Here is an 11,032-nt window from a genome sequence, read left to right on the forward strand (position 1 = left end):
AAGAAACAATTCCATAATATAAATTTCTATAAATGCTTATTAATTTATTTAAATTTTCCCTATTAATTCTTTCATTTTCATTGCTTTATTTTCATTTAATGGATCTTTATGAATTAAACTTAGCATACGCTTTTTTCTTGATAAAAAAGCAGGCTTTTTCTCTGCAACTATTGTAATATATTCTAATTCATCTTTTTTCTCTACTTTGAATTCCTCTATAGATTCAAATGGAATTTTATAAGAATTTGCAACATCAGCTACTCCCCCATAAGGTGCATGATATATTTCTTCAATATAAAGATTTTTATTTGTTGCTGTTAAAACATAATCACTTATTACTTCTCCAGAAGGTGAAAAAATCTCACTTGCCATTACAAAACTAGTTAAAAAACTTAATACAACTTCTGTATTTTTCACTTCTCTATAACACTTAATGATAATTTTATTTTCTTCATTTTGTAAAGCCTTTAATTCATTTTTCATTTATCAATTACCCCCATTAAACTATTTACAATTAACATTTAATAATGTATTATCAATAATTATACACCAATTGAATATTTTTACAATAATCTGTGTTATATAAAAAAATGTAATTCTTTAAGGAACTATCAATTATAATGGAGGGAAAATATTTTAATTATGATAAAAGAATATTTAAAAATATATAAATCAAATAGTTATGGAATACTAACAATTAGAAATTTCTTTTGTACAGTACTTATTGGAATACTATTCTATATTCAAATTAGAAATAATTTAATAACTAATGATATTATACTTATATCATTTTCAATTCTTATAATAATGTTTGCTTGCGATAGTATAAATAATAAATTATTTATTAATGCTAATAATTTAAAATTCGAAAAAAAAACTTTTTATACAAAAATAATTTCTAGTAATATCGTTTGTACATTAAATATATCATCATATGTTTTAATTTGGTTATTTATAAATATTTATCTTTTTGATTATACTTATAATTTAAATTTAACAATAAAATTATTAACCTTAATAATTTTCAGCTTAGCTCTTGGAAACTTGTTACTTGCTACTAATCACAATAAAATAACTTTAAATATATCAAATAAAACTAAAGATAAATTAATTGAATCTATTATTCCAATGTTAAAAACCACTTTTCTTTCTATAACTTTGGCAATTGTCTTATACTATTTATTGTATAATTGTACTTTTGTAATTTTATTCCCGTTATCCATATTAATTTATATATTGTCGTTATTAATTAATATAAAAATATCTTCTTTCAATTAATCTTATATCAATATCTTAGGTATAAAAATAAAACTTTTTATATTATATCTTTAACTAATAATTTATATTTATTAAAATAAAAAACTTTGGTACAAAATTACTACCAAAGTTTTTAATTATATTTTTTTACTTATACCATTTTTCCTGACTTAAATACATGTTCTTATAACTTCTATCATAATTCATTAATTCATCATGACTTCCACATTCCTTTATACATCCATCTTCCATTACTATAATTCTATCTGCAATTTTTACTGTTCCCATTCTATGCGTTACTATTATAGCAGTTCTACCATTAGCTAATTCTTTAAACTTATTAAATACCCTACTTTCCTCTAATGGATCTATAGCTGCTGTTGGTTCATCTAAAACTATAATATCTTTAAAAGCATACAAAGTATATAATTATCTGTTCCTGGATAATTAAACATACATTTTTAAATTCTAACCTCTTTAAATTTATTTTTTCTTCAGAAGGTTTATCTATAGCACCTTCACATTCTTTAAGTTTAAAGAAGTCTTCTAATTCACTTACGTATTCCTTATTTTTAGCTAATTCCTCCATAAGGAAATTTAAATTCCATGACATATCTTCTATAAGTCCTAAAATTGCATTGCTTATAGAAATAAATATTCCAACAGACATACTTCCTGCTTGTACAGGTTTTAATAAAATAATAAGTATAATTATTCATAAAATAGCCGTTATAACACTTACTGAATATATTCTATAAATTATAAAAACAATGCTTTTAAATAATTCATTGCTTATAACATAAAATACTAATATTAATAAATAAAGAAACTATTCCAAATATCTATTTCTAAAAATATAACTTATACTTAATGAAAATTAAATAATAAAATCAGATATAATAAAGAAGCACCTAGTAAGAATTTTAAATCTTACTAGGTGCTTCTTATTTAAAGTATCTACCCTAACATTTTAAATACCTTATTTTATTACAGGATAGCTTTTTAATACTGTAAGCTTTCCTTTTATTTCATAATTACCAAGAGTTGCTGGTATTAAATAGCTGTCACCCATTTTAATTTTTTCATTGAAGCCTTCACCTTCTATTGTTCCTTCACCTTCCACGCAAGTAAACATGAAGAATCTTTCCTTATCACTTTCTTCTTTTAGTGAAGATTCAATTACCATTTTTTCAATACCAAAGTATTCATTTTCACATAAAAGAGCTTTTTTATACCCATCAAATGACTTTAGTTCTCCTTGAAGATTTTCACATTGAAGATCAAAATTAATTACGTCTAAAGCTTTCTTTACGTGAATTTCTCTTGGTCTTCCATAGTCATAAACTCTATATGTTACATCACTATTTTGTTGTATCTCTGCTATTATAGTTCCTTCACATATAGCATGAACAAGTCCACTATTTATTAAGAAACAATCCCCTTTTTTAACTTCTATTTTATTTAAATACTTTTCTACTTCATCATTTTCTATTGCTGCCTTAAATTCTTCTTTTGTACAATCTTTTGTACCTACTATTAAACTTGCACCTGGCTTTGCATCTATAACATACCATGCTTCTGTCTTTCCGTAATCTCCTTCATATTTAGCAGCATATTCATCTCCAGGATGAACTTGTACTGAAAGCTTTTCTCCTGAATTTATTAATTTAATAAGTAACGGTAATTTTTCTAAACTTACTTTTGTTCCTACTAAATTATGTCCTTGTTCCTTTATTAAAGTATCAAACTTTATTCCTTTAAATTCTCCATTTTCAACTATTCCAGTACCATTAGGGTGGCAAGCTATATCCCAGCTTTCTCCTATGTTTCCATCTGGAAGGTTATCTCTAAAACTTTCTAAGTCTCTACCTCCCCATATTTTTTCATAATATAAATTTTCAAATCTAATTGGATACATCTATTTTCCTCCTGTACTCTTTATAGCCATGATCTTATTTATAATAAAATAAGCAAACTAAAATTCTATTATTTACAGTATATACAATTATAAAGTTATTTCATAGCTTAATAATTTCCGTTACTAGTTGAAATTGTTTACTCTTTTATCTTATTTACTTCACTTATTGCTAAAGCTGCTGCTCCTAAAACTCCTGATTTACCTTCTAAATTAGATCTTTCTATTTTACAGTTTTCTGCTACAATACCTAAACATCTAGCTTTAACAACCTTTTTGACTGCCTCCATAACAACCTCACCAGCTGATATAACTCCGCCACCTAAAACTATCATATCTGGATCAAAAGTATTAGCTACATTTGCAACTATTATTCCTAAATATGATAATGCTTCATCTAAAATATCTTGAGATACAATATCACCATTTTTAGCTTCTTCAAAAACTTCCTTAGCTGTTACTTTTTCATATTTCTTTAATGAAGTTTCTACATTACTATTTACTGCTTCTTCAGCTCTTTTCATTATAGCTGTTCCTGATGCCATTCTTTCTCCACAACCCTTATTTCCACATCCACATCTTGGGCCATCCCCTTTAACTGTTGTGTGTCCAACTTCTACAGCATTTGAAGTACTACCTCTATATATTTTTCCATTTAATATAGCTCCGCCACCAATGCCTGTACTTACAGTTACATAAACCATATTTTCAGTACCTTTTCCTACACCAAACATAAATTCAGCTAAAGTAGCAGCATTTGCATCATTATCTAAAAATACTGGTATTCCATATTTATCATTTAAATTTTCTACTATATTAAAATTCTTAAAAGGTAAATTTGGAGGTGCAACTATAAGTCCCTTTTTAACATCTAAAGGTCCTGGTGAACCAATTCCTATTGCTTTAACATTTTTCATATCTATTCCATCTAAAACAAAATCAATAGTAGATTTTATATTAGAAACTATTGCAAGATCTCCTTTTTCAGCTTCTGTTTTAACTACCTTTTCCTTAACTATATTACCTTCTAAATCAACTAAAGCTGTATAAATTTTAGTTCCACCTAAATCAACTGCAACAACAAAATTTTTATCCATAATAAATTCCTCCACTCTTTAAATGACTTTCTAAATAAATTATCCTTGTCTTTGTATAAAATTATAAAGTGCTCCTAACTTATTGGCATTATTTCCATACTCACACTTTCTTACAACTGGTTTTATCTTGCCATCTTTATTTATTAACATTATTTCATTTAGCCTTTTATCTATTTCTTCAATAAAACCTTCTCTTTCAGAAATTCCTCCACCTAAAATAATTACTTCTGGATCATAAGTATATTGAATGTTATAAATTCCAACAGCCATATAAGTAAAATAATTATTTACTTCCTCTATAGCAATTTCATCATTATTCTCATAAAGCTCAAATGCCTTTAATCCATTAAAATCTTTTATATCAATGCCTTTTCTTTTAGCAATTTTTCTTGCAAGTGCAGCTGTAGATCCAACTTTACTCCAAGTTAAGTATTTATTTTCTGAATTTTTATCCACATCTATAATACAATATCCAAATTCTCCACCATGTTTATTCACACCTTTGTGGATTCTTTTATCCTTAACTAATGCACCACCAATTCCAGTTCCACAAACTACAAAAGCCAAATCCGCTTCTTTCTTTCCAGCGCCTAGCCAACATTCACCTAAAGCTGCACAATTTGCATCATTTTCTATTTCTACCTTTAAACCTGTTTTATTAAATAATATTTCTTTAAAGTTTGGACCGTGAATATATGGTATTGCACTTGCTCCATAAACTATTCCACTTTCGCTATCTACTGCTCCTGGTGAACTTATAGCTATTCCTTCTAATTTAAATTCATCTCTATTTTTATTTGTAATATCTGAAAGAGTATTAAAAAATTCTTCTACAGTTTCAGCAATACCAACACTACCACTTTTTAAAAATTCTCCATTTTCATTAATAACTGACCATTTTACAGCTGAACCACCTATGTCATACACTATATAATTTCTCATAAAAGCTACTCCTTTAAACTAAAATCCATTATTGTCAGATACTTCTTTTATCCATCTTCCTGATTTCTTTATTGTTTTCTTTTGAGTTTCTAAATCTACTGATATGAACCCATATCTATTTTTATATGAATTACACCATGACCAGCAATCTATAGGTGTCCATGCGTGATAACCAAAGCAATTTGAACCCTCCATAATTCCTTTATGAAGATATTCTAAATGCTCTTTATAGAAATCTATTCTATAATCATCTTCTATTACTCCATCTTTATTTATATATCTACTTTCACCTTCAACACCCATCCCATTTTCTGAAATATACCATGGAATATTGTTATAATTTTCTCTTATATTTTTGGCAATGTCATACATACACTGAGGATATATCTCCCATCCCCTATAAGGATTCATCCTTCTACCTGGCATTTCATAATTATCAAAGTACTTGTCAGGCATCCAAGTATTTTCCTTATACTCACTTTCTTTAGCCTTAACTCTTCTTGGTTGATAGTAATTCACACCCAAGAAATCTACGGTATTTTCTTTTATGATTTTCATTTCTTCTTCTGTGAATTGGAACATAACTTCATCTTTTTCTAAAACCGCTGTAAGAACTCTAGGGAATTCACCTTTAACTGCAGGATCTAAAAAAGAATTATTAAAGAAACTATCTGCAAATTTAGCAGCCTTAACATCCTCTTCATTATTACTTCTTGGATAAGCTGGAGTTAAATTTAAAATAATACCTATTTTTCCTCCTTCTTTTTCACATCCAAGTTCTCTAAATGCTTTAATAACTTTTGCTGAAGCTAAGTTTAAGTTATATAAACATTGTACAGCCTTCTTTCCATCTACAATCTGAGGATAATGGAATTTATAAAGATATTGCCCCTCAACAACTACTATTGGTTCATTAAATGTTGCCCAATATTTTACCCTATCACTAAATAGTTTAAATGCTGTTTCTGCAAACTTAACAAATAAATCAACTACATGCTTTGATTCCCAACCACCATATTTATCATATAACTCAACTGGTAAATCAAAATGATGTAAATTCATAACAGGTATTATCCCATTTTTTAAACTTTCATCTATCACATCATTATAAAATCTAACTCCATCTTCATCTGGTTCTCCTGTCTCAAAATCTTTTATAAGTCTTGTCCATTGTATTGAAGTTCTAAAACTATTAAATCCAATTTCTTTAAACATAGCTAAATCTTCCTTGTAGCTATTATAAAAATTAGATGCTACATTAGGTCCAACTTCATTAAAAAACACCTCTGGAGCTATATCAAACCAATAATCAAATACACTTTTATGAATTTTGTTAAATCTACCTTCTGATTGTGGTCCTGAAGTTGCAGCTCCCCACCAAAAGCTCTTTGGAAATATATATTTTTTACTCATTATTAATAACACATCCTTTTAATTAAAAACTACATAATGAAGTAAACTTTCATTACTTAATATTTTTCTATTGACTAAAACTATAGGTGATAATGATGTTAAATTTATTAATTTTACCATCATATCACCTATATCATTAGCTTATATTATTATTTATTTGTTTTTGCCCATTCATCTATTTGTTTTTGCATTTCTTCTATTATTTTATCTATACCTTGTTCTTTTAATTTGTTATTTAACTTAGTTAGATATTCATTAATATCTACTGATCCACTGTATATTGTTGCCTTAAACTCTTCAAGAACATTGTTTACAGCTGCTATTTCAGTACTTACTGAAGATGGATCAAACTTAAATCCTAAAGCTGGTGAATTTTTAGCTTTATTATTGAAATCTTGAAATTCATCCCACTTAGTTAATGGTTCATTATCTAAAATATAAGTAAGGAATAGATTACCCATTGTGTAATATCCAACTCTATAATCTTCTTCTTTTGGTAATAACTTAATTTGCTTTTCTCCAACCTTTTCATAGTGAGTTCCTTCAATACCGTAGTTAATTAAGTTTCTTAAATATTCATCAGTATTTAAAAGGTTTAAGAATTCAACTGCTTTTTCTGGATTCTTAGAATTCTTTGAAACTGCTATCATAGAACCTGTTGTTGAAGCATTTGTTATATAAGTATCCATTATTTGAGACGATACTACTTCATATTTTAAATCTTTTGACCAAAGCTTTTCTGCATATGGTTGTCCATCACCTTTAGTTACAAATCTCTTAACTGATTTATCATCTACAGCTGTAGATGCATCAGCATTTATATATCCTGCTTCATAATATTTTCTTAAACATTCTAGTTGTTCTTTCATTTTATCTGTTTCAAACATATTTTTGATTTTTAAGCTATCATCGCCATGTTCAACTCCAACTGGATCAACTAACTGATCAAAATATTGAGGTGCTGAAAAACCCTTTGTTATATAGAGAGGTGTTACACCTGGTTCATTTTCTTTTATAATTTTAAGCCATGGTTCTAAATCTTGAATTGTGTGTATGTCTTGATAAGGTATATTGTATTTATCTACATACTCCTTAGTAAATGCCCACATCGGTGCTGTTGATATTTCCTTTTGATTTGGTACAGCATAAATTTTTCCATCTATTGTAGCTCCATCCCAAAACCTCTCATCTATTGCTTCCTTCATGTCCTTACCTATAGTTTCTAAGTAGTCATTTAGTTCTAAGAATGCCCCTTTTCTTGAATTTCCTAAATAATCTCCTGCCCATGAACAAGTAAATGCTAAATCAAAATTTTCTCCTGAATTTACAATTACCGACATCTTTTGATTGTAATCACCGTAATCTATAAACTTCATATCAACTTTAGCGTTTATTTTTTCTTCTAAATATTTATTAACTTCATCCTCTACCATTTGCAAGTCTTTTGGTTCTTGTCCAATTGTATACCAAGTTAATGTAACCGGTTCATTACCTTTCTTTCCTGATTCAGACCCTGAATTACCGCATCCTGTTAACAATGTTGTAGTTGTTAATGTAGCACATGCTGCTAATGCTAATAATTTTTTAATCTTCATAAACTAGCCCTCCCTTTTTATCTCTTGTTTCTAATAACGTTTACAATATGATTATAAAATATATATTTCTTTTTTTATAGTGAACTTTTTTTATATTTAATTGCTTAAATCTACATTATTTTATATAAATTATAAATTTCTAACCTTTTTCACTAAAATTCTCGTAATGCTTTAGATGTATATTTTATAACTTCCCCTATTCTATTTAATTCACTTTCTTTTGAAGTATTTCTCCATATATAAGAATAATCATAAAACCATTCTTCAAAATCTTTGGCTAATTTATTATTATCAAAATCACTAAAATTATTTTTAGTTTTAAACTTATATTTTAATAATAACAAGAAGAATTCATTAATAAGAATTATACCTCTTGCACAAACAATAAATTCTTGTATCTCTTTTTTATCTCTTACACTGACTAATAAAGATGTTAACTTTTCTTCTATTTCACACGCCTTATCACGTGCTTCCTTAATTTTATTTGGATTTAAGCTTTTAGTATTTTCTCTTACTTCTGAATTCTTATTAAATAGCTCTTTCCATCTTACTAAATCAGACCAACTAACAACTTGAGTATTACCTAAATCTCTTAATAATGAAACAATAGTTAATGAATTATCTCCATATTCAATAATTGATAAAGCTTTGTATATAGTTTCAAAATCCTTTTCTCCATTTGGATTCCAAGATAATGCTCCTCCATAAGCCATTCCTGGTATTGATGAATTAAGAATATTTATATGTCCATAATCACCCCAGTTTGTATTTAAAACACCAGAAGCTTTATATTTTACTCCATAACTTACCATTCTTCTTATATTTTCAAATCCATTATCCATAAGATTCATAAGATGACTCCAACCTGCAACCCCTGGACATACATATTGTTCTCTTCCTGCTTCATATATTTTTCTTGTGCCTTCTTCTGTTGCCTCTGAGCCATAATTCCAATTTAAACATATTACATCCTTTGGTATTTCATTTATTACCTCTGTATGATTTAATATAACATCTCCCCAGAACATAACTTCCTTATCATATCCCTTTACAATATCTATTATTTTATTTAAAAATATTGTATATAGTTTTCCTTGTCCTATCTCCTCTCCAAGGCTCTTACTTTTTCCCTTTCCTAAATCAAAAGTTTCATCACCACATATATTAAACTTATTTGAAGTGAAAAGTGGAATAAACTCATTTAGCATATTTTTAACAAGCTTTAAACTTTCATCATTACTTACATCTAATGTATGATGTGCCATTCTATCTACAAAAGAGTATTCATCATTCTCCATATTTTCTAATTCACATAAATTACTGTAAGACTTTGTACGTAAAACTTCATATAGATGTCCAAATGTAGCTAATGAAGGTATTAACTCTATATGACGCACTTTACAATATTCATCAAGAATTAATATTTCCTCTGCCGTTAATGGATCTTTATCTACCCAAACCTCACTCATATCCTTAAAAGCAAAAGTATGTTCAATATATAACTGAATTTGATTTACTTTATAAAAGGCAGCCTTATCTACTAATTTTTTTAGTGTTTCTAACTTAGGTACCCTTCCTCGAGTAACATCATGATAAAATCCACGATTTTTAAAATAAGGTTCATCTTCTATTTCTAAATTAGGTAAAATTGCACCACGTTGTCTTATTATTTGCATTAATGTTTGAATACCATAAAACAACCCAGAATTTCCATAACTAATTACATTTATAGAATCTTCATTTATCTCTAATTTATAACCTTCTTCATTACCTATAGCACCTGATTTTATAAGGTTTATAGAGTTTTTATATCTATCATTTATATAACCCTTATTTATCTTTATATTAAAACCTAACTTATCTTTAATTTCATTTTTAAGAATTAAAGCTGCTTCAAAATTATTAAAATCACAATTATAATTTAAAATTATTTTTGTATCTCTTTTAATTCTGAAACTTCCACTTTTATTTACTAACTTTTTAGGACTTGGTATTAAATACATTTAAAGCTACCCCCTTCTTTTAATTCTTTCTACTTCTTTTCTTATTTCATCTTTTAGAACTAATTCATATGCACTTATAGCTCCTTCTTCATTAATAAGAACTACTTGCTTTTCTTTATTTTCATATTTCTTACTATAAAGTTTAGATACCTTTATATCACTATATCTTGCTGGATTAAACTCTGATGCATCTTTAAAGTATTCTGCATTTCTAAGATTTATAGTTTTAATTAATTTTCTCTTTTTTTTACTCATTATTTTTGATAAATCAAGCTCATCTTCTGTTAATTCATACTCATACTCAACAAACAAATTTAAAGTTAAAAAATTAAAAGCAACATACATTAATAAAGTAATAATAGCTAAAGTAATACCTAAAAAAATATAAACTAAAGCAGCTACAGCTAATATTAATATCTTTATTTTATTTAATAAATCTAATCTTTTTGAATTGTCACCTTCTATAAATTGTTCATAATGCATTTTGTCTCCTCCATTCGTAAACCTTATTATTAAAATAATTTCTATACTACTATTATAAAATTTATATAATACCTGATATAGTGGACAAACTATATATTAACTAAAAAAACTCTTACTATAAAATTCATTTGCTAAAATATTATTATAAAATTATATTTATCAAAATAACTTTTTCTTTGTAGGATTGGTTTGTCCTTTACGAATTTAGAATAAAATATTTAACTAATAATAAAGCCAGTAGAATTCAAAATTTCTACTGGCTATTATTTATTTTCAGTTTATTAGTTATACTTGAAAAATTATAATTTAAATACAATCTCTTTAACT

11 protein-coding genes are annotated in these 11,032 nt (G+C 26.9%); 1 reads left to right on the forward strand and 10 read right to left on the reverse strand.

Translation table 11 applies throughout. The features are described 5' to 3' along the window. Positions 1-48 precede the first annotated feature (48 nt). Positions 49-483 (reverse strand): hypothetical protein, encoded by a 435-nt coding sequence (locus tag CP523_RS05400; RefSeq protein ID WP_066677983.1) that lies wholly within the window; start codon positions 481-483, stop codon positions 49-51. 159 nt (positions 484-642) lie between these two features. Between CP523_RS05400 and CP523_RS05405 the strand changes: the two genes are divergently transcribed. Next, on the forward strand, positions 643-1,278 hold the full coding sequence (locus CP523_RS05405; protein ID WP_066677982.1) for a hypothetical protein: 636 nt from the start codon (positions 643-645) through the stop codon (positions 1,276-1,278). 126 nt (positions 1,279-1,404) lie between these two features. Here CP523_RS05405 and CP523_RS05410 read toward each other — a convergent pair whose 3' ends face one another. The 9 genes from CP523_RS05410 to CP523_RS05450 form a co-directional block, all read right to left on the reverse strand. Beyond that, positions 1,405-1,677 (reverse strand): hypothetical protein, encoded by a 273-nt coding sequence (locus CP523_RS05410; protein ID WP_066677980.1) that lies wholly within the window; start codon positions 1,675-1,677, stop codon positions 1,405-1,407. Next, entirely contained in the window at positions 1,664-1,927 is a 264-nt protein-coding gene (locus CP523_RS05415) for a hypothetical protein (protein ID WP_066677978.1), read from the reverse strand. Before CP523_RS05415 ends, CP523_RS05410 begins: the two co-directional genes overlap by 14 nt. 309 nt (positions 1,928-2,236) lie before the next feature. Beyond that, the gene (locus CP523_RS05420) at positions 2,237-3,175 is read right to left on the reverse strand and encodes a type I phosphomannose isomerase catalytic subunit (RefSeq protein WP_066677977.1); all 939 of its coding nucleotides are present in this window, start codon (positions 3,173-3,175) and stop codon (positions 2,237-2,239) included. Positions 3,176-3,312: 137 nt separating this feature from the next. Next, positions 3,313-4,269 carry an ROK family protein gene (locus CP523_RS05425; RefSeq protein WP_120140616.1) on the reverse strand — a complete coding sequence of 319 codons (957 nt, stop codon included), beginning with the start codon at positions 4,267-4,269 and terminating at the stop codon, positions 3,313-3,315. 39 nt (positions 4,270-4,308) lie between these two features. Then, entirely contained in the window at positions 4,309-5,211 is a 903-nt protein-coding gene (locus CP523_RS05430; RefSeq protein ID WP_120140617.1) for an ROK family protein, read from the reverse strand. An 18-nt stretch (positions 5,212-5,229) separates the two neighbouring features. Further along, positions 5,230-6,624 carry a glycoside hydrolase family 1 protein gene (locus CP523_RS05435; protein WP_066677970.1) on the reverse strand — a complete coding sequence of 465 codons (1,395 nt, stop codon included), beginning with the start codon at positions 6,622-6,624 and terminating at the stop codon, positions 5,230-5,232. 149 nt (positions 6,625-6,773) lie between these two features. Continuing rightward, on the reverse strand, positions 6,774-8,219 hold the full coding sequence (locus CP523_RS05440) for an ABC transporter substrate-binding protein (RefSeq protein WP_066677968.1): 1,446 nt from the start codon (positions 8,217-8,219) through the stop codon (positions 6,774-6,776). 152 nt (positions 8,220-8,371) lie between these two features. After that, positions 8,372-10,222: a beta-N-acetylhexosaminidase gene (locus CP523_RS05445; protein ID WP_120140618.1), complete on the reverse strand. Its 1,851-nt coding sequence runs from the start codon at positions 10,220-10,222 to the stop codon at positions 8,372-8,374. 6 nt (positions 10,223-10,228) lie between these two features. Continuing rightward, a complete protein-coding gene (locus CP523_RS05450) occupies positions 10,229-10,705 on the reverse strand; it encodes a hypothetical protein (protein ID WP_066677964.1) in 477 nt (158 codons plus the stop codon). Between the last annotated feature and the right edge of the window lie 327 nt (positions 10,706-11,032).

The organism is Clostridium septicum (assembly GCF_003606265.1).
In the GTDB taxonomy this organism is placed as follows: Bacteria; Bacillota; Clostridia; order Clostridiales; family Clostridiaceae; genus Clostridium; species Clostridium septicum.

What these genes read in the sequence shown, in the direction of transcription:
- CP523_RS05400 (WP_066677983.1), bottom strand. Translation starts at nt 483, where the DNA reads ATGAAAAATGAATTAAAGGCTTTACAAAATGAAGAAAATAAAATTATC.
- CP523_RS05425 (WP_120140616.1), bottom strand. Translation starts at nt 4,269, where the DNA reads ATGGATAAAAATTTTGTTGTTGCAGTTGATTTAGGTGGAACTAAAATT.
- CP523_RS05420 (WP_066677977.1), bottom strand. Translation starts at nt 3,175, where the DNA reads ATGTATCCAATTAGATTTGAAAATTTATATTATGAAAAAATATGGGGA.
- CP523_RS05445 (WP_120140618.1), bottom strand. Translation starts at nt 10,222, where the DNA reads ATGTATTTAATACCAAGTCCTAAAAAGTTAGTAAATAAAAGTGGAAGT.
- CP523_RS05450 (WP_066677964.1), bottom strand. Translation starts at nt 10,705, where the DNA reads ATGCATTATGAACAATTTATAGAAGGTGACAATTCAAAAAGATTAGAT.
- CP523_RS05440 (WP_066677968.1), bottom strand. Translation starts at nt 8,219, where the DNA reads ATGAAGATTAAAAAATTATTAGCATTAGCAGCATGTGCTACATTAACA.
- CP523_RS05430 (WP_120140617.1), bottom strand. Translation starts at nt 5,211, where the DNA reads ATGAGAAATTATATAGTGTATGACATAGGTGGTTCAGCTGTAAAATGG.
- CP523_RS05405 (WP_066677982.1), top strand. Translation starts at nt 643, where the DNA reads ATGATAAAAGAATATTTAAAAATATATAAATCAAATAGTTATGGAATA.
- CP523_RS05435 (WP_066677970.1), bottom strand. Translation starts at nt 6,624, where the DNA reads ATGAGTAAAAAATATATATTTCCAAAGAGCTTTTGGTGGGGAGCTGCA.
- CP523_RS05415 (WP_066677978.1), bottom strand. Translation starts at nt 1,927, where the DNA reads ATGTCTGTTGGAATATTTATTTCTATAAGCAATGCAATTTTAGGACTT.